30 protein-coding genes and 4 tRNA genes are annotated in these 22,939 nt (G+C 60.7%); 12 read left to right on the top strand and 22 right to left on the bottom strand.

The genetic code is table 11. From position 1 onward, the window contains the following. Positions 1-50 precede the first annotated feature (50 nt). The 11 genes from HBO05_RS14585 to HBO05_RS14535 all read left to right on the top strand — a co-directional run bounded on the left by HBO05_RS14585 (position 51) and on the right by HBO05_RS14535 (position 8,700). Positions 51-683: a phosphoribosylanthranilate isomerase gene (locus HBO05_RS14585; RefSeq protein WP_172313048.1), complete on the top strand. Its 633-nt coding sequence runs from the start codon at positions 51-53 to the stop codon at positions 681-683. Between the two features lie 244 nt (positions 684-927). Next, positions 928-1,848 carry an acetyl-CoA carboxylase, carboxyltransferase subunit beta gene (gene accD, locus HBO05_RS14580; RefSeq protein WP_172313046.1) on the top strand — a complete coding sequence of 307 codons (921 nt, stop codon included), beginning with the start codon at positions 928-930 and terminating at the stop codon, positions 1,846-1,848. Then, positions 1,845-3,152, top strand: coding sequence for a bifunctional tetrahydrofolate synthase/dihydrofolate synthase (gene folC, locus HBO05_RS14575; protein ID WP_172313044.1), 1,308 nt, complete (start codon positions 1,845-1,847; stop codon positions 3,150-3,152). The genes accD and folC overlap by 4 nt, the downstream gene beginning before the upstream one ends. Further along, positions 3,136-3,795 (top strand): SPOR domain-containing protein, encoded by a 660-nt coding sequence (locus tag HBO05_RS14570; protein ID WP_170043451.1) that lies wholly within the window; start codon positions 3,136-3,138, stop codon positions 3,793-3,795. The genes folC and HBO05_RS14570 overlap by 17 nt, the downstream gene beginning before the upstream one ends. 249 nt (positions 3,796-4,044) lie before the next feature. Next, on the top strand, positions 4,045-4,602 hold the full coding sequence (locus HBO05_RS14565; RefSeq protein ID WP_169953471.1) for a CvpA family protein: 558 nt from the start codon (positions 4,045-4,047) through the stop codon (positions 4,600-4,602). Between the two features lie 41 nt (positions 4,603-4,643). Beyond that, positions 4,644-6,149 (top strand): amidophosphoribosyltransferase, encoded by a 1,506-nt coding sequence (gene purF, locus HBO05_RS14560; protein WP_169953473.1) that lies wholly within the window; start codon positions 4,644-4,646, stop codon positions 6,147-6,149. 66 nt (positions 6,150-6,215) lie between these two features. Continuing rightward, positions 6,216-7,427, top strand: a complete 1,212-nt coding sequence (locus tag HBO05_RS14555; RefSeq protein WP_169953475.1) for an O-succinylhomoserine sulfhydrylase — start codon at positions 6,216-6,218, stop codon at positions 7,425-7,427. Positions 7,428-7,438: 11 nt separating this feature from the next. After that, positions 7,439-8,203 carry an SDR family oxidoreductase gene (locus HBO05_RS14550; protein ID WP_170043540.1) on the top strand — a complete coding sequence of 255 codons (765 nt, stop codon included), beginning with the start codon at positions 7,439-7,441 and terminating at the stop codon, positions 8,201-8,203. 107 nt (positions 8,204-8,310) lie between these two features. Further along, positions 8,311-8,386 (top strand) — tRNA-Val (locus HBO05_RS14545). 55 nt (positions 8,387-8,441) lie between these two features. Continuing rightward, a tRNA-Asp gene (locus HBO05_RS14540) sits at positions 8,442-8,518 on the top strand. 105 nt (positions 8,519-8,623) lie between these two features. After that, positions 8,624-8,700 (top strand) — tRNA-Asp (locus tag HBO05_RS14535). Between the two features lie 164 nt (positions 8,701-8,864). On the opposite strand, the gene HBO05_RS14530 is transcribed toward HBO05_RS14535, so the two are convergent. Further along, a complete protein-coding gene (locus tag HBO05_RS14530; protein WP_169953476.1) occupies positions 8,865-10,148 on the bottom strand; it encodes an FAD-binding oxidoreductase in 1,284 nt (427 codons plus the stop codon). 184 nt (positions 10,149-10,332) lie between these two features. Between HBO05_RS14530 and HBO05_RS14525 the strand changes: the two genes are divergently transcribed. Beyond that, a tRNA-Val gene (locus HBO05_RS14525) sits at positions 10,333-10,409 on the top strand. A gap of 109 nt (positions 10,410-10,518) precedes the next feature. On the opposite strand, the gene HBO05_RS14520 is transcribed toward HBO05_RS14525, so the two are convergent. From HBO05_RS14520 to HBO05_RS14420, 21 genes are all read right to left on the bottom strand, one after another. Then, positions 10,519-11,655: a tyrosine-type recombinase/integrase gene (locus HBO05_RS14520; RefSeq protein WP_172313041.1), complete on the bottom strand. Its 1,137-nt coding sequence runs from the start codon at positions 11,653-11,655 to the stop codon at positions 10,519-10,521. Then, a complete protein-coding gene (locus HBO05_RS14515) occupies positions 11,655-11,888 on the bottom strand; it encodes a hypothetical protein (protein WP_172313038.1) in 234 nt (77 codons plus the stop codon). The genes HBO05_RS14520 and HBO05_RS14515 overlap by 1 nt, the downstream gene beginning before the upstream one ends. 2 nt (positions 11,889-11,890) lie before the next feature. After that, complete coding sequence (locus HBO05_RS14510; RefSeq protein ID WP_172313035.1) at positions 11,891-12,112, bottom strand: hypothetical protein; 222 nt, start codon at positions 12,110-12,112, stop codon at positions 11,891-11,893. 36 nt (positions 12,113-12,148) lie between these two features. Then, positions 12,149-12,613 (bottom strand): hypothetical protein, encoded by a 465-nt coding sequence (locus tag HBO05_RS14505; protein WP_172313032.1) that lies wholly within the window; start codon positions 12,611-12,613, stop codon positions 12,149-12,151. Positions 12,614-12,662: 49 nt separating this feature from the next. Continuing rightward, positions 12,663-13,088, bottom strand: a complete 426-nt coding sequence (locus HBO05_RS14500; protein WP_172313030.1) for a hypothetical protein — start codon at positions 13,086-13,088, stop codon at positions 12,663-12,665. Between the two features lie 49 nt (positions 13,089-13,137). Further along, positions 13,138-13,494 carry a hypothetical protein gene (locus HBO05_RS14495; protein ID WP_172313028.1) on the bottom strand — a complete coding sequence of 119 codons (357 nt, stop codon included), beginning with the start codon at positions 13,492-13,494 and terminating at the stop codon, positions 13,138-13,140. Continuing rightward, on the bottom strand, positions 13,491-13,889 hold the full coding sequence (locus HBO05_RS14490) for an HNH endonuclease (protein WP_172313026.1): 399 nt from the start codon (positions 13,887-13,889) through the stop codon (positions 13,491-13,493). Before HBO05_RS14490 ends, HBO05_RS14495 begins: the two co-directional genes overlap by 4 nt. Beyond that, a complete protein-coding gene (locus HBO05_RS14485; protein WP_172313024.1) occupies positions 13,880-14,170 on the bottom strand; it encodes a hypothetical protein in 291 nt (96 codons plus the stop codon). The genes HBO05_RS14490 and HBO05_RS14485 overlap by 10 nt, the downstream gene beginning before the upstream one ends. Positions 14,171-14,259: 89 nt before the next feature. Continuing rightward, positions 14,260-14,556, bottom strand: coding sequence for a hypothetical protein (locus HBO05_RS14480; protein ID WP_172313022.1), 297 nt, complete (start codon positions 14,554-14,556; stop codon positions 14,260-14,262). Continuing rightward, positions 14,546-14,941 (bottom strand): hypothetical protein, encoded by a 396-nt coding sequence (locus HBO05_RS14475; RefSeq protein WP_172313020.1) that lies wholly within the window; start codon positions 14,939-14,941, stop codon positions 14,546-14,548. The genes HBO05_RS14480 and HBO05_RS14475 overlap by 11 nt, the downstream gene beginning before the upstream one ends. Continuing rightward, positions 14,938-15,249, bottom strand: coding sequence for a DUF4406 domain-containing protein (locus tag HBO05_RS14470; RefSeq protein ID WP_172313018.1), 312 nt, complete (start codon positions 15,247-15,249; stop codon positions 14,938-14,940). Before HBO05_RS14470 ends, HBO05_RS14475 begins: the two co-directional genes overlap by 4 nt. Then, a complete protein-coding gene (locus HBO05_RS14465; protein ID WP_172313016.1) occupies positions 15,246-15,842 on the bottom strand; it encodes a hypothetical protein in 597 nt (198 codons plus the stop codon). Before HBO05_RS14465 ends, HBO05_RS14470 begins: the two co-directional genes overlap by 4 nt. A 43-nt stretch (positions 15,843-15,885) precedes the next feature. Continuing rightward, positions 15,886-17,046, bottom strand: a complete 1,161-nt coding sequence (locus tag HBO05_RS14460) for an RNA-directed DNA polymerase (protein ID WP_262381417.1) — start codon at positions 17,044-17,046, stop codon at positions 15,886-15,888. Between the two features lie 211 nt (positions 17,047-17,257). Then, positions 17,258-17,614, bottom strand: coding sequence for a four helix bundle protein (locus HBO05_RS14455; protein WP_172313014.1), 357 nt, complete (start codon positions 17,612-17,614; stop codon positions 17,258-17,260). A gap of 55 nt (positions 17,615-17,669) precedes the next feature. Further along, positions 17,670-18,290, bottom strand: a complete 621-nt coding sequence (locus HBO05_RS14450; protein ID WP_172313012.1) for a DUF1566 domain-containing protein — start codon at positions 18,288-18,290, stop codon at positions 17,670-17,672. 79 nt (positions 18,291-18,369) lie between these two features. Continuing rightward, positions 18,370-18,963 (bottom strand): DUF1566 domain-containing protein, encoded by a 594-nt coding sequence (locus HBO05_RS14445; protein ID WP_172313010.1) that lies wholly within the window; start codon positions 18,961-18,963, stop codon positions 18,370-18,372. A 57-nt stretch (positions 18,964-19,020) separates the two neighbouring features. Further along, positions 19,021-19,386, bottom strand: a complete 366-nt coding sequence (locus HBO05_RS14440) for a hypothetical protein (protein ID WP_172313008.1) — start codon at positions 19,384-19,386, stop codon at positions 19,021-19,023. Between the two features lie 69 nt (positions 19,387-19,455). Beyond that, positions 19,456-20,049: a hypothetical protein gene (locus tag HBO05_RS14435; protein WP_172313006.1), complete on the bottom strand. Its 594-nt coding sequence runs from the start codon at positions 20,047-20,049 to the stop codon at positions 19,456-19,458. Next, positions 20,046-20,690: a lambda exonuclease family protein gene (locus tag HBO05_RS14430; protein ID WP_057712091.1), complete on the bottom strand. Its 645-nt coding sequence runs from the start codon at positions 20,688-20,690 to the stop codon at positions 20,046-20,048. The genes HBO05_RS14435 and HBO05_RS14430 overlap by 4 nt, the downstream gene beginning before the upstream one ends. Continuing rightward, positions 20,687-21,607: a hypothetical protein gene (locus tag HBO05_RS14425; RefSeq protein ID WP_122753998.1), complete on the bottom strand. Its 921-nt coding sequence runs from the start codon at positions 21,605-21,607 to the stop codon at positions 20,687-20,689. Before HBO05_RS14425 ends, HBO05_RS14430 begins: the two co-directional genes overlap by 4 nt. A gap of 7 nt (positions 21,608-21,614) precedes the next feature. Then, a complete protein-coding gene (locus tag HBO05_RS14420) occupies positions 21,615-22,811 on the bottom strand; it encodes a hypothetical protein (protein WP_172313004.1) in 1,197 nt (398 codons plus the stop codon). Positions 22,812-22,939 lie beyond the last annotated feature (128 nt).

Below are 22,939 nucleotides of genomic sequence, written 5' to 3'. Positions count from 1 at the left end.
TTTGTTACCATCCGGGACTTTCCTGGACAGCCCCCTGAGGTTTTGACGATATGTCAGGCGTTCGCAGCAAGATTTGCGGGATTACCCGCATGGAAGACGCGCTGTCGGCAGTCGAGGCGGGGGCTGACGCTATTGGTTTTGTGTTTTATGCCAAGAGCCCGCGCGCGGTGTCGGTGCAGCAGGCCCGGGCGATCATTGCCGGCTTGCCGCCGTTCGTGACCACGGTGGGGCTGTTCGTCAACGCCAGCGCCTGCGAGCTCAATGAAACCCTGGATGCCGTGCCCCTGGACCTGTTGCAGTTCCATGGCGACGAAACCCCGGAGGAGTGCGCCGGCTACCATCGTCCGTATATCAAGGCGTTGCGGGTCAAGGCCGGTGACGATATCGCCGCCAGTTGCGCCGCCTACGCCGGGGCCAGTGGGATATTGCTCGATGCCTATGTCGAGGGCATTCCCGGTGGTACAGGCGAGGCTTTCGATTGGGCGCTGATTCCCCAGGGCTTGAGCAAGCCGATCATCCTGGCGGGCGGTTTGAACGCTGGCAATGTGGCGCAGGCCATTGCCCAGGTTCGCCCGTATGCCGTCGACGTCAGCGGCGGGGTGGAGCAGGCCAAGGGCATCAAGGATCCTGGCAAGATTCACGCATTCATGCAGGCAGTGCGCAGCAGCAGTGGCGCGATGTGACGGCTGGCAGTCTGCCGCCGTCAGTAACTACCACTGTGTAAAACAGGCCGGCGTTGCCCTCGGGCGGCGCCAATGAAGTGGCAGCCACGCACTGGCGGGTTGTCTGGAAGGCTGAGGGCAGGTGCAGGAAATGGCTGGTCGAACGTCTGACCCCGTCCTGTGATTGTTATCGCCACATCAATGAATTTAGCTCAAGGGCATACGCGGGGCTGTGTTCAAGCCACCGGTACTGGAGAAAGAAAGCATGAGCAACTGGTTAGTAGACAAACTGATCCCCTCGATCATGCGTTCCGAGGTGAAGAAAAGCTCGGTTCCTGAAGGTCTATGGCACAAGTGCCCATCCTGCGACGCGGTGTTGTACCGCCCGGAGCTGGAAAAGACCCTGGACGTTTGCCCCAAGTGCAACCACCACATGCGTATCGGCGCCCGCGCCCGTATCGACATCTTCCTCGACGCCGATGGCCGTGCCGAGCTGGGCGCTGACCTGGAGCCGGTGGACCGCCTCAAGTTTCGCGACGGCAAGAAGTACAAGGACCGCCTGACCGCTGCGCAAAAGCAGACCGGCGAGAAAGACGCGCTGATTTCCGTCAGTGGCAAGCTGCTGGGCATGCCCGTAGTGGTGTCGGCGTTTGAGTTTTCCTTCATGGGTGGCTCCATGGGCGCCATTGTCGGTGAGCGCTTTGTACGCGCCGCCAACTACGCCCTGGAAAACCGTTGCCCGATGATCTGCTTCGCCGCCTCCGGTGGTGCACGGATGCAGGAAGCGCTGATCTCGCTGATGCAGATGGCCAAGACCTCTGCGGTGCTGGCGCGTCTGCGTGAAGAGGGCATCCCGTTCATCTCGGTGCTGACCGATCCGGTCTACGGCGGCGTTTCCGCCAGCCTGGCGATGCTGGGCGACGTAATCGTCGGCGAGCCCAAGGCGCTGATCGGTTTTGCCGGCCCACGCGTGATCGAGCAGACCGTGCGTGAAAAGCTGCCCGAAGGCTTCCAGCGTAGCGAGTTCCTGCTGGAACACGGCGCCATCGACATGATCATCGCCCGTTCCGAACTGCGTCCGCGTCTGGGCAGCCTGCTGGCACAGATGATGGGCTTGCCGACACCGGTGTACGTCGCGCCCAAGGTCGAACCCATCGTTGTGCCGCCGGTGCCTGCAAACCTATGACCCAACGAACCCTGGGCGAATGGCTCGCCTACCTTGAGCAGTTGCATCCGTCAGCCATCGACATGGGTCTGGAGCGCTCGCAACAGGTAGCGGCCCGCCTTGGGTTGGGTCGGCCTGCGCCACGGGTGATCACGGTCACAGGCACCAATGGCAAAGGCTCTACCTGCGCCTTTGTCGCGGCGTTGCTGCAGGCCCAGGGCTTGAAGGTTGGCGTCTACAGCTCGCCACACCTGCTGCGCTACAACGAGCGCGTGCAACTCAACGGCGTCGAAGCCACTGACGAGCAGTTGTGCGAAGCCTTTGCGGCGCTGGATGCCGGGCGTGGCGAAATTTCCCTGACCTATTTCGAGATGGGCACCCTGGCCGCGTTCTGGCTGTTCGAGCGTGAACAGCTGGATGCGGTGGTGCTGGAAGTCGGCCTCGGTGGTCGCCTGGATACCGTCAATGTGGTGGATGCCGACCTGGCGTTGGTCACCAGTATTGGTGTGGATCATGCCGATTACTTGGGCGATACCCGCGAATCCGTGGCCTATGAAAAAGCCGGGATCTTCCGTCAGGGCAAGCCGGCTTTGTGTGGTGACCTGGACCCGCCGCATACCTTGCTGGACAAGGTGCGCGAGCTGGATTGCCCGTTTTTCCTGCGGGGCCGTGATTTTGCCCTGGAGGTGTCTGGTGACCAATGGTCGTGGCGCGGTGTCGATACGCGGGGCCAGGGCGTCGAGTTGCACGGCCTGCCGCTGCTGAACCTGCCCATGGAAAACGCGGCACTCGCGCTGCAGGCCTACTTGTTGCTGGATCTGCCGTGGAATGGCGCGCAGATCGCCGATACCTTGCAGCGTACGCAGGTGGTCGGGCGCCTGGATCGTCGTTCGTTCGAATGGCAAGGCAAGCGCTTGAACCTGTTGCTGGATGTTGGGCACAACCCGCATGCTGCACAGTACCTGGCACGCCGTTTGGCCGGCCAAGTGCCAGCGGGTCGGCGCCTGGCGGTGTTCGGCCTGCTGGCGGACAAGGATCTGGATGGTGTGGTCGCGCCTTTGCTGAGCAGTGTGCAGTCCTGGGCAGTCGCCCCGCTGGATACGCCGCGCACCCGTATGGCCGATGATGTGCAGGCGGTGTTGCAGAACCTTGGCGCGACGGTGACGTCCCATGCAAGCGTAACCGCTGCATTGGAGGCTCAATGCGCGGTGGCAACGGCCGAGGACGAGATTCTGTTGTTCGGATCATTTTATTGTGTTGCCGAGGCGCTTGAGTGGTTGGCCCGGCGCTCCACGGAGGAAGCTGCACATGGCATTACTGGATAGCGCATACAAGCAGCGAATGGTCGGAGCCCTGGTATTGGTGGCGTTGGCGGTGATTTTCCTGCCGATGCTGTTTTCTCGCCAGGACGAGCAGCGCCAGGTCACGGTTGAGGCCCCGGCTGCGCCCCAGGCCCCGGTGATGCCGCAGGTCCAGGTCGAGCCAGTGGTGGTGCCTGAGCCGCAGGCGTTGCCCGAGGAAGAGCCGGTGCCGACTGATACGGAAATTGCCGAACAGCAAGCACCTTCGGCGCCGATCCAGCCGAGTGTGCCGGTGGTAAAGCCTGCTCCTGCACCGGTGGTGGCGGCCAAGCCTGCTACACCTGCTCCGGCCCCGAAGCCAGTGGCGCCGCAGCCGGCAGCCCCGGGCAAGCCTGATGTGGGGCAAAGTCGTATTGATCCGAATGGCTTGCCGATCAGTTGGTCGGTGCAACTCGCCAGCCTGTCCAATCGCGAAAGTGCCGAAGCCTTGCAGAAAACCCTGCGCAGCCAGGGTTATAACGCGTATATCCGGACTGCCGATGGCAAGAACCGGGTATTTGTCGGGCCGCTGATCGAGCGCGCCGAGGCGGACCGCCTGCGTGACCTGTTGGGTCGCCAGCAGAACCTGAAAGGTTTTGTGGTGCGCTTCCAGCCAGAGCGCGGCTGATTCTGGCAATACACTGTGCGTGCTTGTGTGGGAGCGGGCTTGCCCGCGATAGCGGTGCATCAGCCGATATTTTAGTTGGCTGGCACACCTCTTTCGCGGGCAAGCCCGCTACCACATTGGTTTGTGCCTGTCTTGAGATGGTCGTAGCTTGCCACAACCCATTGATTTGCAATGGACCACCAAACACCGCTTACCGATAGCCCGGCGCTCTGCTAAAATGCGCCGCCTTATCCGTCTGTAGGCTGCACTGTGCCATTTACCTGGGTTGATTGGGCGATCGTAGCCATCATCGCCATCTCCGCATTGATCAGTCTAAGCCGCGGCTTCGTCAAAGAAGCATTATCGCTGCTGACCTGGATCGTTGCAGGAGTCGTCGCCTGGATGTTCGGCGGATCCCTGGCCGTTTACCTGGCCGGTTATATCGAAACACCTTCGGCTCGTGTCATCGCGGGCTGCGCCATCATGTTCATCGCCACGCTGCTGGTGGGAGCAATGGTCAATTATCTTATCGGCGAATTGATACGTGTCACCGGCCTCTCCGGGACCGATCGATTTCTCGGCATGGCCTTCGGTGCCGCGCGTGGCGCGCTGCTGGTGGTCATTGCGGTCGGGCTGTTGAGCCTGGGCCCGGTACAGCAGGATTCGTGGTGGCAGGAGTCGAGTCTCGTGCCAAAATTTCTATTGGTTGCAGACTGGTCCAAGAACCTCATATTGGGGTGGAGCAGTCAGTGGCTGGCCAGCGGAATCAGCGTACCCGCTGATCTTCCGTTCAAGGAGCACCTCTTGCCGGGCAACACGCCGCAGTAAGTAGTGTTCAGTCAAGATTCATTAAGTAGGGGTTGCGTCGCATGTGTGGCATCGTCGGTATCGTCGGTAAGTCGAACGTCAATCAGGCGCTGTATGACGCGCTAACCGTCCTCCAGCACCGCGGCCAGGACGCTGCCGGTATTGTGACCAGCCACGACGGCCGGTTATTCCTGCGCAAGGACAATGGCCTGGTACGTGACGTGTTCCATCAACGTCACATGCAGCGCCTGGTCGGGCACATGGGCATTGGCCATGTGCGTTACCCGACTGCCGGTAGCTCGACTTCGGCCGAAGCTCAACCGTTTTACGTCAACTCGCCCTATGGCATCACCCTGGCGCACAACGGCAACCTGACCAACGTTGAGCAGTTGGCCAAGGAGATTTACGAATCTGACCTGCGCCACGTCAACACCAATTCCGACTCGGAAGTGCTGCTCAACGTGTTCGCCCACGAACTGGCCCAGCGCGGCAAGTTGCAGCCGACCGAAGAAGACGTGTTCGCCGCCGTGACTGACGTGCACAACCGCTGCGTGGGTGGCTACGCGGTCGTGGCAATGATCACCGGCTACGGGATCGTCGGTTTCCGCGACCCCCACGGCATCCGCCCGATCGTGTTCGGCCAGCGCCATACCGACGAAGGCGTCGAGTACATGATCGCCTCCGAAAGCGTGTCCCTGGATGTGCTGGGTTTCACCCTGGTGCGTGACCTGGCGCCGGGCGAAGCGGTGTACATCACCGAAGATGGCAAGCTGCATACCCGTCAGTGCGCGATCAACCCGAAACTCACCCCATGCATCTTCGAGCACGTCTACCTGGCGCGTCCGGATTCGATCATCGACGGTGTCTCGGTGTACAAGGCGCGCCTGCGCATGGGTGAGAAGCTCGCCGAGAAGATCCTGCGCGAGCGTCCGGAGCACGACATTGACGTGGTTATCCCGATCCCGGACACCAGCCGTACCGCCGCGCTGGAGCTGGCCACTCGCCTGGGCGTCAAGTTCCGCGAAGGTTTCGTCAAGAACCGCTACATCGGCCGCACCTTCATCATGCCGGGCCAGGCGGCTCGCAAGAAGTCGGTACGCCAGAAGCTCAACGCCATCGAGCTGGAGTTCCGCGGCAAGAACGTGATGCTGGTGGATGACTCCATCGTGCGGGGTACCACGTGCAAGCAGATCATCCAGATGGCCCGTGAAGCCGGGGCGAAGAACGTGTACTTCTGTTCCGCTGCGCCTGCGGTGCGGTACCCGAACGTGTACGGCATCGACATGCCGAGCGCCCACGAGTTGATTGCGCACAATCGTTCGACCCAGGATGTGGCTGACCTGATCGGCGCTGATTGGCTGATCTATCAGGATCTTCCTGACTTGATCGAAGCGGTTGGCGGCGGCAAGATCAAGATCGAGCATTTCGATTGCGCGGTTTTCGATGGCAAGTACGTGACCGGTGACGTCGACGAGGCTTACCTGAACAAGATCGAGCAGGCGCGTAACGACTCCTCCAAGATCAAGACCCAGGCGGTCAGCGCGATCATCGATCTGTACAACAACTGAGTAACTACCGGCCCTGAGGGGCCGGTTTTGTATCTTAAATAAAGAATTGAGTGAAGGAGTGGCAGCATGAGTCAGGAATGGGATGCCGGTCGGTTGGACAGCGACCTCGATGGCGTGGCTTTCGATACCCTGGCTGTGCGCGCCGGCCAGCACCGCACGCCGGAAGGTGAGCATGGTGACCCGATGTTCTTCACCTCCAGCTACGTATTCCGCACTGCGGCAGACGCGGCGGCACGCTTTGCTGGCGAAGTGCCGGGTAACGTCTATTCCCGCTACACCAACCCGACGGTACGCGCTTTCGAAGAGCGCATCGCGGCACTGGAGGGGGCAGAGCAGGCCGTCGCCACGGCAACTGGCATGGCGGCCATCCTCGCGGTGGTCATGAGCCTGTGCAGTGCCGGTGACCACGTGTTGGTGTCGCGCAGTGTGTTTGGTTCGACCATCAGTCTCTTCGAGAAGTACTTCAAGCGCTTTGGCATTGAAGTCGACTACGTGCCGCTGGCGGACCTTTCTGCCTGGGATGGGGCCATCAAGGCCAATACCAAATTGCTGTTCGTCGAATCGCCGTCCAACCCGTTGGCAGAGCTGGTGGATATCGCCGCCCTCGCCGAAGTGGCCCACGCCAAAGGTGCGATGTTGGTGGTGGATAACTGCTTCTGCACGCCTGCCTTGCAGCAGCCGCTGAAGCTGGGCGCAGATATTGTGGTGCATTCGGCCACCAAGTTCATCGACGGCCAGGGGCGTTGCATGGGCGGCGTGGTGGCCGGCCGTGGCGAGCAAATGAAGGAAGTAGTGGGTTTCTTGCGTACCGCTGGCCCGACTCTGAGCCCGTTCAATGCCTGGATTTTCCTCAAGGGCCTGGAAACCCTCAGCCTGCGGATGAAGGCCCATTGCGCCAACGCCCAGGCCCTGGCCGAGTGGCTGGAGCAGCAGGACGGCATCGAGAAAGTCCACTACGCCGGCTTGAAGAGCCATCCGCAACACGAACTGGCCCAGCGTCAGCAGCGTGGGTTCGGTGCGGTGGTCAGTTTCGAGGTCAAGGGTGGCAAGGAGGGCGCATGGCGCTTTATCGACGCCACGCGCCTGATTTCCATCACCGCCAACCTGGGTGATAGCAAGACCACCATTACCCATCCAAGCACCACTTCCCATGGCCGCCTGGCCCCGCAGGAGCGTGAGGCTGCCGGTATCCGCGACAGCCTGATCCGCGTTGCGGTGGGGCTGGAAGACGTGGCTGACTTGCAGGCCGACCTGGCTCGCGGGCTGGCTGCCTTGTGATCGAGTGGTCCCTGGAGGCGGCTGGTGCCAGTAATGGCAGGGTCGCGTTGGTGACAGGTGCGGCGCGGGGTATCGGCCTGGGGATCGCGGCCTGGTTGGTCAGCGAAGGCTGGCAAGTGGTGTTGGCCGACCTGGATCGCGAGCGGGGCGCCAAGGTGTCCAAGGTGCTGGGCGATAACGCCTGGTTTATCACCATGGATGTGGCCGATGAGCAGCAGGTGGCGCTGGGAGTTGCCGAGGTGCTGGGCCAGTTCGGGCGCCTGGATGCGCTGGTGTGCAATGCTGCTGTGGCCGATCCGCGCAATATCACGTTGGATAGCCTGGACCTGGCGTACTGGAACCGGGTGCTGGCGGTGAACCTCAGTGGGCCGATGTTGCTGGCCAAGCACTGCGCACCTTATCTGCGGGCCCATGGTGGCTCCATCGTCAACCTGGCCTCGACCCGGGCCCGGCAGTCGGAGCCGGACACCGAGGCCTATGCGGCGAGCAAGGGCGGCCTGTTAGCCCTGACGCACGCGCTGGCCATCAGTCTTGGGCCGGAGGTGCGGGTCAACGCCGTCAGCCCTGGCTGGATCGACGCCCGTGATCCCGCTGCGCGCCGTGCAGAGCCACTGAGTGACGCCGATCATGCGCAGCATCCTGCGGGCCGGGTAGGCACGGTTGAGGATGTGGCGGCTATGGTGGCATGGCTGCTGTCGCGTAGCGCGGGGTTTGTCACCGGGCAAGAGTTCGTGGTGGATGGTGGCATGAGCAAGAAGATGATTTACAGCGAGTAGAGCGGGGAGCGGTCTTGAAGCGATTTTGTCTTTTTCAGAAAAACTTCAAGCAGGCTCTTGACTTAGGTCCGCTACCTGCGTAAATTTCGCGGCCTCAACGAAGCAAAGGGTGATTAGCTCAGCTGGGAGAGCATCTGCCTTACAAGCAGAGGGTCGGCGGTTCGATCCCGTCATCACCCACCACTTCTTGAGAGTTTTGCCCTAGGGCAAGACGCAACGTTAAAGGTTGCACCGACGCGCAGCGGTAGTTCAGTCGGTTAGAATACCGGCCTGTCACGCCGGGGGTCGCGGGTTCGAGTCCCGTCCGCTGCGCCATATTTTCCAGGTCCGATGTTTCGGATTTGAGATTGAACAGCCAAGGCTGTTCGGTCAGATGTTTGAACGCGGTTGAAGGTGACACTTCGGCAGTCTGAGCGATACGCAGCGGTAGTTCAGTCGGTTAGAATACCGGCCTGTCACGCCGGGGGTCGCGGGTTCGAGTCCCGTCCGCTGCGCCATATCTGTTCCAGGGTCCACTGAACACCCTGAGAGCGCCAAGAAGAGCTTTATGCTTGATTGGATCGATAGCAAAGACCCTGGTCGAAAGACCGGGGTTTTTTGTGTCTGCGATTTGATGATGCAACTTGTAGGAGCCGGCTTGCCGGCTCCTACAGGGTATCGATCAGAAACCCAGCTTGTCCCGCAGCCCGTAGTACCACGCGCCCAGCGCCGCAAATGGCGTGCGCAGCAGTTGGCCGCCCGGGAACGGGTAGTGCGGCAGGTCGGCAAACGCATCAAAACGTTCTGCCTGGCCTCTGAGGGCTTCGGCCAGTACCTTGCCTGCCAGGTGCGTATACGTCACGCCGTGGCCACTACAGCCTTGGGAGTAGTAGATGTTGTCGCCGATGCGGCCGACCTGGGGCAGGCGCGAGAGGGTTAGCAGGAAGTTGCCGGTCCAGGCGTAGTCGATTTTTACATCCTTCAATTGTGGAAAGGCCTTGAGCATCTTCGGCCGGATGATCGCTTCGATGTTCGCCGGGTCCCGCGCGCCATACACCACGCCACCGCCGAAGATCAGGCGCTTGTCGCTGGTCAGTCGGTAGTAGTCGAGCAAGTAGTTGCAATCTTCGACGCAGAAGTCCTGGGGCAGCAGGCTTTTAGCCAGCTCATCACCCAGGGGCGCCGTGGTAATCACTTGTGTGCCGCAAGGCATCGACTTGGCCGCCAACTCGGGCACCAGGTTGCCCAGGTAGGCATTGCCGGCGACGATGATGAATTTGGCCTTCACCTTGCCTTGGGCGGTGTGGACGACAGGGTTGGCGCCACGCTCGATGCGCACGGCGGCGGACTGTTCGTAGATCGTGCCACCCAGGGACTCCACGGCTGCCGCTTCACCCAATGCCAGGTTGAGCGGATGGATATGCCCGCCACTCATGTCCAGCAGGCCGCCCACGTAGTTCTCACAGGCCACCACCTCGCGGATGCGCCGCTCGTCGAGCAGTTCCAATTGAGTATGGCCGTAGCGTTCCCACAAGCGCTTCTGCGACTCCAGGTGGCCCATGTGCTTGCTATTGAGCGCGGCGAATACACCGCCGTCCTTCAAATCGCACTGGATCTGGTACTTGGCGACCCGCTCACGAATGATCCTGCCGCCCTCGAATGCCATTTGCCCCAATAGCTGTGCCTGCTGCGCACCGACGCTACGCTCGATCACATCGATATCACGGCTGTAGCTGTTGACGATCTGGCCACCATTGCGCCCGGATGCACCGAAACCTACCTTCGCGGCTTCCAGCACCGTCACACGAAAGCCGTTCTCCAGCAGGAACAGCGCGCTCGACAACCCGGTATAGCCCGCACCGATCACGCATACATCGGTTTCGACTTCACCTTGCAGCACTGGCCGGGGAGGTACCGCATTGGCGGACGCGGCGTAATAGGACTGGGGGTAGGGGGTGTTCGCCATACTGGAACCTCTGTTTTATATTTTTTACGAGTGCGCCGATCCTACCTCAGTTGAAAATGCCCTGCCAGCCACCCGGAAAAAGCAGCGGCGCCAATAAAAAATAAAAAATTCGCATATTCATAGGCTTAGCTGCAAAAAAGGTGTTGACACCCCTCGGGAATTCCGTAGAATGCGGCCTCACAGCAGGCACGTAGCTCAGTTGGTTAGAGCACCACCTTGACATGGTGGGGGTCGTTGGTTCGAGTCCAATCGCGCCTACCAAACAAAATCCGCTCTGCTGGGCGGTCTAGAAGGGCTTACCGAAAGGTGGGCCCTTTTTTGTTGCCTGCGATTTGCAAAACTTTTGCAAAACTTTTGCAAAACTCCCACCTCAGAACGCCAATTCGGCGCCCACCTCCAGGTACTCGATCTTCTTTTCGTCGTGCCCCTCCTGATAGTGCTTCGTCATCTTCTCGTCCGCGTGCCCCATGAGCGCCTGGATGTATTCCTGTGGGAATTTCTGTTGCTCATACAGCCAGGCACCCAATGCGCGGATCTCGTGAAAAGTGGGTCGCTCACCGGCCGGCACATGGTCGTAGGCATGCGCTGCGTCCCTGGCCTTGCTGAACTCTTTGGTCAGGTAGTCAGGCGTCACCGATGTCCAGTGGTCCTTGGCGTCGATCTGTTCCCGCCGGCGGGCCTTGGGCTTGTAGTGGATCAGGTAGGGCGACGCGAGCGGCGAGCGCAGGCATTCCCCGACCACCTCCCGCAGCGCAGCGCCCATGGTGATTTTGAGGTGCACAGGGTTCTCATAACCCTGGGTCTTTCCGGGGGAGACGGTGAGCGTGTTCTTCTCCATATCCGCAGCGGACTTGAGCCATGTGACGATGTCGTCCCGGCGCTGGAGGCTGGCCAGGGCCAGGCGGATTGCCCGCTTCAGCCAGGGAGGCGTGGTCACCGCCTCGATGATCAACTTCAAACCGTCGAGCGTGTGGCGCTGCCGCTTCTTCTCGGTCTCTTTCTTCACCAGGGTCAGCTCGGCGTTGTTACGCTCGGCGAGGCCCTTGGCTACTGCAAAGGCGAAGATCTGCACCCACAGCCCGCGGTGCTTCGTGTAGGCGTTGTTGCTGAAGTTGTCGAGGTACTCGGCCATGGCCAGCACATCCAGCTGGCCTATCAGCCGGTCGCCCAGATCCTGCCGGTACCGCTCAAGCTTGAACTTGATTTCCTCGAGGGTGCGCGCGGCATATGACCGGTCCGGCAGCCACTCCTCTTCGAATCGCGTGAGCAGGTTGCTCACGATAGGCAAGCGGTCGCCGGTCAGCACCGCCAGAAGCGAGCCGTCATCGACGACGAGCTCGGCAAACTTGAGGTTAGCCGCCCGGGCCAGCTTGATTGCCTCCTCCAGTGGTCGGTTGATGCTGGTCATCACTCCGGTGACCGGGTTGCGATACCGCCAATACTTCCCATTCGGGTAAAGGTTTGGCGGCAGCTTTCTGTTTTGCAGCGTGCGGGGCCGGGCAGCCATCAGCCGAGCTCCAGCATCTTGGCCAGCAGCGGGTCACTCGAGCCCATGACCGCCGCCTGCACATCGACGAAATACATCCCGCCCTTTACCTCTCCAATCACTTCGCCTTCCTCAATCCATTTCTTCAATTGCTGCAGGCTCGGCTTTCCGCCGACATACCGCAACTTCCTGTATTCGCCGGCCTCCATGAGGCGCGGCAGCTTTACTGTGATCTGCGCAATAAGTCGTGCCATAGCTACCTCCCGCCGGCTGCCTTGGGCCGCGTTGTCTTGATGATGTGGATAATGAAACCGAAGGTGAGCAGCATCCAGGCGACGGAGCCGGCGAATGCTGCGACCAGGGTCTGTTCGGTACCGGTGGAGAGCAGCTCCGGCACCTGCCAGAAAAACCAGAAGGTGGACCCCGCCACGTACAACACGATGGCCGTGATGAGCAGGGTGAGTTTCGTTGCGTACATGGGGTGTCCTTGCCGCGCTGGGCGGCAGAAGGTGGGTTAGCTGGTTGCTTTTGCTATTACCGTTTCGGCGTGGGCAAGGGCTGCGTGGTACTTGTCGAGCCTGGCGGCGCCGAGTTTCGCCAGGCCTACCAAGTTGGATAGGCTTTCGAGCAGCTCATCCTGCATTGCGCGTTCTTCCCGGCCGATATCCCAGAAGCGCTGGCACCAGTGCCCGGCCGGTGGCGGGTTGGAGTTTTGCGCGCCTGTGGCCAGGGCACCGACAACGCAGTCCAGCAGGTCACACTTGTAGGCGTTGTCACCGTCGATGCTCAGGCCGTTGCGGCGAAGCGCGTCGAGGGCGTTGTTCAGGTTCGACTCGGGTGAAGGCAGCACCAGGTCAAAGTCTTTCTTGCCTGGGCGGCAGGCCACCACCAGCAGTTCGCAATCGAGCGGCAGGTGCTGTGCCATATCCGAGATCGCTTCGATAGCGGCTTCGCGGAATGCATTCTTTTCTTGTGGCATAGGAATACCTCGCCCGCCGCTCACCGGCAGGCATGTAGGGGGATTGGGGTTAGTCTGTCGCGTCGGTCGCTTCGGGCGACCTCTGCCATTCGATGACATCGGCGCCGAAGTCAGTACGGGTAAAGTCGATAGCGCCGAATTGCCAGTGGTAGGTGAAAGGCGGTTGGCCTGGTCCACGCTCGCATCGCGCCAGGACCGTCCCGCAGGAAAGGCGCAGATCTATCGTCTGGTGGCCCGGGTCTTCATCTGGATCGGCATCTTCCCAGTTGCCCCTGAGCTTTCGTACCGCATCGACCACATCGGCGATTTCAAACTCGCCGCGACTCGATCCGACGATGCCCTTAATCTGGTGGATGCCTGTTTCCCACCGATCCTTTCGGACTACCTTGCCGTCTGCGCGGATTTCGTAGTCCTCAATCTTGGCGTCCCGGAACTCGGGCATTCGGAAGTCGCGCTCGGTAACTTGTCTGCTCATGACCTTGGCCCCTTGTAGATGAAGACGTAGTCGAACCAGAGGGGGGCGATCATGGCGTCACCCGCTTTTCAGCCGACAGTTCGGCGTAGAGTTCGGCGGCCAAGCCAACCGGCCACCAGTAACGCGCACGCTGATAGTCCGGATAGCTCTCTTCGCGAATTACCAGCCCCTTGCGGCGAAGAGCCTTGAAGATACTCAGCACAGATGGAGCCGATACACCGAGGCGATGCCCAACCTGAAAGGTAAGGCCGCCCATGCCGAACACGCACGCCTGGTCACCGAGCGCCAGCTTCTCGCAATCCTTCTGATGCAGGTACGGCTGGCTGTCTCGATAGCGATGGGCGTTTTTCCGCCCGATCTTGCGCAGCTCATCGAGGACGAGTTGCTGCTTCTCTGTGAGCTTCATGGCGACACCTTTTCGAAGTGGAACACCACTGGCGCGCCTGTCTCGGCGATCAGTCCGTAGGACTTGGCCAGGCGATAGATGGGGTGGTAGCTGTTGAGGGAGTTGACGTGCCCGGCGATCCAAGTCCGCCAGCCTTCCAGGGTTTGGCCACCCTTGCTGATGTTGCAGGGCGCGCAGGCCGGCATCATGTTCTCCAGCACGTCATGCTCTGGGCGTAGCGGCTTGCCGGATACCAGCTTCCAGGTGCCGGCGACGGTCTGCTTGGACAGCAGCTCACGCACGACAGGCGCCAGGTGGTCGGCGTGCCATCGGTCACCCAGCAGCACCCCGCAGTAGGCGCAGTGCCCGCCATATTTCAGGCGCACTTGTTCGCGCTCAGCTTTCTTCAGGCGCATGGCTTCACCTGCCGCCACTCTTCATACCCCTCGCCGTACTCCCAGCAATAGGTCGCCGGCCAGGCGCCGCGGGTGTTCTGGTCTACGATGTTGTAGTTCCAGCCGCCTTTGGTAGGGGTTGTTTTGATCCAGACGTGCTGCGCACCGCCGAGATTCCAGTCGCCGTAATCCTTGATGACTTCTGCCATGAACACGCGCAGGTCGTGGTGCCCGCGGCTCATTACTATGTAGGTGTCACCGCCAACGCTCTCGACGGCGAGCGGATACTTTTCTTTGGGCATGACTTCGTCCTTGCCGCTATAGCGGCTGACTTTGAAGGGGGAGGGGTTACAGGTTTTGCGGGCGGAGTACGGATGTACTCCTTTCGGGATCAGACGCCCGGGCGGCACTTGAACGCGAGCCAAATGTAGTGGCGGCCTTTGGCTGTGACCTTGATCTTGCCAACCTGCCGATTCCAGGTGATCAGCCGCAGCTCTTCAAGGATGGTCGTCAGCGTGTGGCCCTGGTGCCAGCCCGCCAGTGCCTTGATGCAGCCTTGGGCCAGCAACCCCCGGAAATCATCGTGGCCGAAGTTGGTGCCCTGGAACGAGCTCTGCATCTGCTCATCGCTCACAAGATCTGCGACGGCGCGCACCTCTGGATCGCGGCGGTAGCACTTATGCGTCATCGCGGTCGCCCTCTGCTGGCTTGAGTGCAGCGATAATCAAGCGCAGCCCACGCCGAGCACTATCTGCCAGTTCAACGTCATAAACGCTGACGGCCACATTCAGCGCCTTCAAGGCCAGTTCAGCCTCTGGCGCGAGACTGCACAGCGCATCTTCCCGCTCATCCGCTGCGGTCAGGCGCTGTTGCAGGGCCCGCTCGCGTCGCTCAGCCGCGACGCATCCCTCAGCAGCGGTAAGGAAGCACTGCGCGGCGCTGTCGTAATCTTCCTTGAGCACGAAATACCGACCCTCACGCTCGTTGATGATCTCGAACTCGGCAGGGGAGCAAGGCCGTGCCTGAGCTTCACCGCCGTATACCCCGATGTACCACTTCCTCACTTCGCTCATACAGCCTCCCTCGTTACCAGATCATGGGCATTCACAACCGTCATGCCGAGGCGTGACGCAATAGTGAGTTCAAGAAAAGCACCGTCCGAGCCTGCCCAGCCCTTCAGCAGGGCGATTGTGTCGCAGGTCAACAGCTCAACGATGTCGCGGCGCATGCAATCGCCCCACGATCCGCCACCGGGGTTAACTTCTGCGGGGTTGACCACTTCAAAGCCGAGGGCGCGAAGGCGCACTGTCTCGGCGTGGAACAGCGGAAAGTTCAGTTCAGGCAGGCCGGTCATGGGGCCGCTGAGGTAGATGCGTTTCATGCGACCTCCTTCGGCTTGTAGGTCAGCGTGCCGTCGAGGATCGCTTCCTTGATGGCGTTGAACTCCCAGGCGTAGTACTGGGATTCGACGTAGACCCGCATGCCTTTGCCATAGTCGTGCTTCTTGCGGCGGATGAATGCCTCGGCCGCATCCTTGGTGAAGTGAGCGTTGATGTACTCCCAGCTCTCACACCAGCCGGTTACTACGTGCCCCTCTAGCTCACCAAGGACATGCCACTGATCCGACTCGTCCGCCTTCATGAACTGGCAGCTCGACCAGTCCTGCATTGCCTTGTTCAGCTCTGCACGGCCCTCCTCGTCCTGGTCTACCCAGTATTCCTTTGGCGAAAACCATTCACTGTCATTGTAGTGATCGAGTAGCACGCGGTTGTCGCTGTAGTCGGTGTCTATCCCGTAGACGATTCGCCTGGCCTGGACGATGAAGATCGCTGCAGAGGTGCAGTGATCGTGAACACCAGCACCAACACAGTCATGGCGAAGGCGGGTCACGAAGTTGGCCCAGGTCGCAGCATCCAGGTCGTGGCCGGTAGCAAGGCTCGGCGCGGGCTTGGGGGTTTGGTTTTCTGTAGGCATGGGGAGTCCTTCCGGGCCATGCCCGGGCGGTTGAGTGGGGGAGTTACGTCTTCTGGAAGGTCTTTGTCAGTCCGGCGTTGACGCTGTTGCCGCGCTTCAGCACGACCCGAGCCAGTGCGGCCCGGTCTTTCTCGCTATGGCTGGCCTGGCTGAGCAGGCCGAAGTAGCTGTTGGCGGTCTCGCGCAGATCCTCGTCCGGAGCCGCGGCGGTGCGCTTCAGTGCCTGGGCAAGGGAACGCTTACGGGTGGTACGCCGCCAGGGTTTAATGACATGCCCAACGAAGTCGACGCCGCGATCCACGGGCTGCAGGATCGTCTTCGTGGGGTTTAGCTTAGCGCCGAGCCTGGGCAGGAACGCTTCAACCTCGGCCAGCCACTGGTTGAGCTGCTGCGGTGACTCATGCAGGAGCACGAAGTCATCGACGTACCGGATGTAGTGCTTGGCGCGCAGCTGGTGCTTGGCGAACTGGTCCAGGGCGTCGAGGTAGACGTTCGCGAAGAACTGCGACGACAGGTTGCCGATCGGCAGGCCAAGGCGCGCCGGCTGTGCTACCAGGCGCTTGTGCTGTGGCACCCGGTTGAACAGGTGCGCCGGGCTGCGGGTCTCGTAATCCTCGCGCGGGTCGTGCATGAGGATCTGCGTGGCCAGGGCCAACCACCAGGGTTCGGTAATCCTGGCCTCCAGTTGCTTGCGCAGCACCGCCTTGTCGATGGCGACGAAGAAGTTGGCCAAGTCGCACTTCAGGTAGAAGACAGGCTTCGACCAGTTTTCGCTGGCGCTGCGTATCTTCGACTCAAGCCGGGTTGCGGCGTACAACGTGCCGCGCCCGGGAATGCATGCGCAACTGTCCGCTATGAAGCTGGCGTAGAAGCGCGGGGCCACATGGTTGTACATGAGGTGGTGGACGACGCGGTCCCGAAAGTCTGCTGCCCAGACTTCCCGGGCTTTCGGTCGGGTGACCACGAAGCAGATAGATCGACCTGGGCGGTAATTGCCGCTGACCAGGTCGTCGTGCAACTGGATCAGGTTCCGCTCCAGGTCTATCTCGAAAGCCAGCGCGCTGTCGCTGTTGCGCTTGGTGCGTCGGCAGTCGTAATAGGCCTGGACCAGATCCTGAAACGGGTAGGGACCCAAAGTCGAATCTGCGGACGGGGCGGACACGGAGCTCGTTGTTCTTGTCGTTGTTGTTCTGATTGCCATCATCGAAGTTCATGTTGAATGCGTTGTTGGCTGAGCGCTGCGACCTATCGTGCTATCTACGTCACCGAGCCGAAGGCATAGCCGATCAGCAAGGAAACTGCGCAAGACCTGCCCGGACGCTTTAGACCGGCGGTATCTCTTGTGCGCATGGCGGTGACCCAAAGGTCAGCGGCACGACCAGATTCAATTCGCACAGACCAGAAAGCCGTAACCTTCAGGTAGCGGGCGCGGCTGGGGTAGAGCGTTTCCAGGCGTTTGCTTGCTTGCCTATTGAGGTCGTTACCTCAATTGCCTGGGCGTGTTGCGGGATGCTGATAAAGCGATTGTCTTTGAAGAGCCGCATCAGGAACTCGACCACCTGCACCTTCTCGACCAGCAGGGTCAGGTGTGGCCGCTTGTCCTGAGTTGCGTTGGCACGGGCAATCAGCATCAGGACATCGATGCACTCGTCGATCACTCGCTTGCCGAGTGACTGCTTCAGGTCTCGCGGTACGTTGCGTGTGAGCGTTGTTGCCATGTGCAGGAGGCCCATGGCCGCCCTGTAGATCGACAAGTCAGTGTGCATTCCCATTGCGATACAGCTCCTAGAAGCAACCGGCCGCAAGCGGCCGGATTAAATAAGCGAATTAATCAATAAATTCGCTGCGGACGGGGCGGACACGGAGCTCGTAGTACTTGGCGCCGCTGACCTGATAGCCATCACCGAAGGTCATGGTGAAAGCGATGTCGGCTGAGCGCTGCGAACTCGACCAGTACCAGGTGTCGCGGAACGCTTCAGCACCGCCTTCCTGGAACGCGGCGTGGAGGGTCTGCACCGGGTCTTCTTCGCTGTACAGCAGGCCTACAGGCTCGCTGTTTGGGTTGTCGCCATTGCGCGAGTTCGCCCAGTTCTCTTCGGTGGTCGGCTTGAAGTGGCGGTATTGCAGCTCTTGCACGTCGCGCGCCGGGATTGCCCAGTCGGTGAAGCCACCGATATCCAGGGCTAGCACCTTCACAGCCAGCTCGCTGCCTGCCGCCGCCATGGCCTGGGTGTTGGCCAGGCTGTCGGTGAAGCTGTCGGCACCCTCGATCTTGACGCCGTACTCGCCCCAGGCGCCGACCAGTTCGTGAGCGGCGCCGGCGGAGATGTGAAGAGAGCGCTTGCCGGTGGCCGGGTCGCGGGTAATGCCGGTGACGAAGCCGCCGCCGTAGGCCTGACCGATTGCGGGGGTGGTTACTGCTGGTGCTGCTTTCTCAACTGCGGACATGATGCTTCCTCTTTTCGAAGGCAACAAAAAAGGCGCTGTGCGCCCTGGTGTGCCGGATCAAGAACGAATGGATGAATGATTAAATAAAGAATCTGCGGACGGGGCGGACACGGAGCTCGTCGCTCTTGTCGTCGTAGTACTGATAGCCATCACCGAAGGTCAGGTAGACTGCGAAGTCGGCTGAGCGCTGCGATGATGACCAGTACGCGCCCTTCGCTATCAAGTCGTGGGCCCAGGCTTGATAGAGCTCCGTGGCAGCTGGCAGGTAGAAGTCGGCATGACCGTCAGCCTGGTATGAGTTCGCGGCCTCAGCAGCAGGGTGGCCGCCTGCCTCAACAAGGGCCTGAGTATTGGAGTCGCCATCCCATTTACTGATAGCTGCCGACTCTTCTTGATAGCGCCCCCACTTGAATTCGCCCAAGTCTTTGTCACCGAGGATCAGGTAGTGGGCTGGAACATTGCCACGGGCAGCTACGTAGCCGGCGTTGATGCCGCCTTGGCCGGTCCAGTACTCGCCGACGGCAGGTGCCTCGGTGAATGCGACAGGTTGAACGTTCGCCGCTGGCGGTAGCACCTGAGCGAAAACGCTGGCAATGGCCAGTTTTGCCAGAGAGGAAGCGGGCATCTTGATAGACGCGTCACCGTGCTTCAGGGTGATCATTTCGGTTTTCATGCGGTTACCTCAGATAGGCGCCGCTCTCCGGATGCCGGATGCAGCAAGTAGGGTGGGTTATTCGGGTGTTTCGATTTCGTCGTCAGCTTCCGGCGGGTCATCGGCAAGCGACTTCAGCCCCGCCTCCCGGATGAGGCGAGACACCTTTTCAGTAACAACAAAAGGTGTCGTGACACACTTGAGCATCTGCGCCGCCGTTTCGAAGTCGGCTGCGATTACGTTGCGCAGCAGGGTCTGGTGTACCTCCTGCTGGTTGTTGAAGCCGTGCTGCTTCATCAGGCGTTTGAGGTCGGCCTTGAAGATGCCGGCCACCTCAATTGTAAATTTCTCGACGCCCAATGCAGCGTCCTTCGCTGCCGCCTTCTCCCGCTTTCGGCGCTGCTTCAAGGCTTCCGCCGTTGGCTGCTGCTCTTCCTCGGCCATGGCCTACCTCTTCTATTCCGCTGGCCGGCAGTGCGAGCCAGGTTTGACGTTTGCGTTGCTGGGTGCGGGCTATGCGGCGCATGAAGTTCCGCCCTGGCGTGCTTTGGGATAGTCGATGCCGTGGGTGGCGATGATGCGTTCGAATGCCTTGCTGCCGATTGCCAGCTTCCCGCAGCACTGGCGCCGGCTGATGCCAAGCTCCATGAATGCCCTGATCCGCTCGGCGAACTTCGCATCCCGCTCCTTATCAACAACGTTGTGCACCAGGTTGCGAGCGCCGCCCCGGCTTGGCGCCTTAAACGTGATGTCGTACCGGGCGGCGTGGTTGTAGATGAGCCGTCGGCTTACACCAAGTGCAGCAGCGACTTCGGTTTGGGTGTGCGTGACGCCGAGCTGGCGTATCTGCTCAACCAGCCTTAGGCGCTCCTGGGTGCGGATGTCGTCCTTGTCGAGGGGCAGGGCATCTGCCTCAGATTTGCGCCGAACAAACGGCTTCGGCAATGGCGGCATCTGGTTGCTGTAGGTGATGGGCTTTGGCTTGTAGCCAGTGGGCGGCGCGACTTCGATCTCACCGCCAGATGCCACAAACTCAGCCATCTGCGCGGCCAGTTCATCGTGCGCCGGGCGCAGCCGTTCCACTTCGTTACGGAGGATGCTGATCATGCTGCTTTACTCCGCAGTTTCTCCTCATATCCGTCCACCAGCAGCTTGAACTCCCAAAGCTCCTCTTCAAGCTTGTCGATGTAGTTGTCGTCGCGCTTGAATTCCTGCCACCACAACTGGCGTCCGACCGACTCAAGGGCTGGACAGTACATCCCGATGTGCCACCACTTGCGACCGGTGATCCACATGCACCCCTGTACCTGGTCCATGATCTCGCTGGCGTCATTGTCGATGTGGAACGACCGAAGTTTTTCAGGGGCGAGGAAGCACTTGTACTCCGAGCCGCCATCTTCGCCGATGAAGCCATCTGCACTGGCGCCAAATGCGCCGTCGTCGGTTTTGACCAGTCCGACCTGGGTGACAATCAAACCAGTTTGAGCTTCATGCTCCATGCGGGCCTGTGGTTCCAGCTCATGCCCCCGGCGCATTTGCCAGGTCTCAAAGCCGCCATCAAGGGGCTTGCCGCTGATCCGCTCCACAGCCAGTCGGAATGCATAATCCTGAGCCTTGGCGGTTGGTTCGCCCTTGTTCGGTCCTGACTTGAGCTTCGCTCGCGCATCGCCAAACATGCTGGCGGTGATAACGCCTGCTCGCTCCTGGTGCCACTCTTCCGACCCCTGCGCGCAATTCACGATGATCATTCTGGGACCTCCTCAAATTCAACTTCTTCGTCGGCTGGTGGTTCGGGCTGCTGGTCTGCGACGTCCTCGCTTTCCGGCTTGGCCTCTTCGGTGGCCTTGAGCTTCACTCCGCACGCCACCACCGCGGCCTTGAACAGGTCGTAGGCTGTTGTGTCCTTGGCGTCATTGATGACAGCCACCCCAGCCTTCCAAACTTCTGTCAGTGCGTCGGGCGTGATTGCAGCTTCGGCCTGGGCAATCCAGTGAGCTGACAGGGCAGGGTCATGGGGGGCTGGTGTGGCCTTCTGGCTTTGCGCCTGAGCCTGAGCCTGCTCCTGTGGCCGCAGCTCCTCGGGTAGATCCTCGATATCCTGCGTGAAGATGTCCGATGCCGCGGTGACGTTGAGCGTCATGGCGATCATGGCCCGCTTGCAGGCCATCTTGAGGATGGTGTTGGCCAGGTCTGCTGGTTCGGTGCGGATCTGGTCGGCCGTATTACCGTTTTTGTAATATTTCTTCCGGCGCAGATTCTCCGGAGTGGCGTCCAATTCCGCTTTGCAGATGACGCCGCGCCACTTGTACTTCTCTTCGCTGGACGAGCATTCGCCGACGCCTTCGCCGAGAGCAACACCGGTCATCTGGTGACGACCAACACAAGTGACCCGGTAGCGCGCTACACCTGGGCCGGAAAGATCTTCAATTCGGTATTCCTGCGCAACCCGGAAGGTCACACAAAGCACCTCTGCACCCGGCTTGTACAGGGTTGGTTTCTGGGTTCCAGGGATGGTGCCGTAGTGCGTTTCACGCTTCATGATGCCCTGCATCACTTCCTGCACCAGGTTAACGCGCTGGCGAATCTCTACGGCCGAGAAGCGGTGAACCTCGGCGGCAGTAAGGCCGGCGCTTTCGCGTGCCGGCATTTGAATGATCTCGTTCATGACGACCTCAGTAAGTGATGGCGATGGCTGGAATCTTGCGCTGAGCAATCAAGGTGACTGCCTGTTTCGCGCATTCCACGGGCATACCGCCGGCGATAAATGCGTCCAGCGCGGCGCGGTTGATCTTTGCTTTGTGCGCCTTGTCCGCTTCCCGCGCGGCGGCTTGGCGGTTGATCTCGTCGGCAGCTGCATTTGCCCGGGCGATCTCTGCGAGTCTCGCTCGCTCGGCGGCTTCAGCTTGGCGGCGCTCCGAGTCAATGCGCTCTTGTTCTGCACGCTGCTCAGCAGCGACTCGATCGGCTTCGGCCTGAGCCATCGCTTGCTTATGTTGCTGCTCGTCTTCGATCTTCTGTTGCGCGGCGCGCTGCTCCGATTCGATCTTGTCCCGCGCTGCCTGGGCGGCGGCGCGCTCCGATTGCTCAGCAGCCAGCTTCAACTCCAGCTCGCGGCGATCAGCGGCGGCTTTTGCTTCGGCTTCACGCTTGGCTGCGGCATCGCGTTCTGCCTGTGCACGCTGCTCGGCTTCGCGGCGGGCGCGCTCCTCTGCTTCACGGGCGATCTGGGCGTCGCGCTCGCGCTGGGCCTGCGCTTCTGTTTCGGCGCGCAGCCTGACCAGTTCCGCCTGTTCGGTTTCATATTTCTGGCGGGCGGCGAGGGTGGCGCGCAGCTTGTCCAGAACCTGATCCTTGGTGCGGGCAGCTTCAGCCTCGAACTCTTCCCAGTGCTCGCCCATCTTCACCGCCTCAACCGAGGCGATAGACTCAAGCAGTACCGCGGCGGTGACGTCCGACAGATCCAAGGCAAAATCCGCAATTGCCTGTACGGCATCGACGTGCCGATCCTTGCGAGCCTGCTCGGCGGCTTCCCAGTCAGTCAGCGGCTTGCGAACTTCCTCTTGCCACGTGCTCAGCAGCTCACGAACGCGCTTGCGCTCGGCGTCGATCTTTTTTGGCACATCCTTCAGTTCTGCGACGAGCTCTTTGCCCAGGCTGTCGAGTTTCGTTTTTGATCCCGCCAGGCTGTAAGCAATCGAGCGATACGCGTCTTGGCCCTTTTTGGTTTTAACGTCAGGTGCCGAGGCGTTGAACTTGTCGATTTCTTCCCGGACGCTTTGTAGGTATGGGTCGAGGCCGTTGGGGGCGCTGAATACTGCCAGGGCTACTTCTTTAGCTGGCAGGATCGCCAGTTGCTGTTCTGCGGACATGGGGAATCCTTGCCGCGATGCTCGCAGCGATTGAAGGTTTGGGGGTTATTCGGTTATCAGGCCGCCGATAGCGGGGCCCAGGAACAGGACGGCGTAGAAGATCAGGCCGGTGATGAAGAAGGCCCAGC

The sequence above is a fragment of the Pseudomonas sp. WS 5079 genome, assembly GCF_012985465.1.
GTDB lineage: Bacteria > Pseudomonadota > Gammaproteobacteria > Pseudomonadales > Pseudomonadaceae > Aquipseudomonas.
This window is presented reverse-complemented; position numbering and strand designations above follow the sequence as displayed.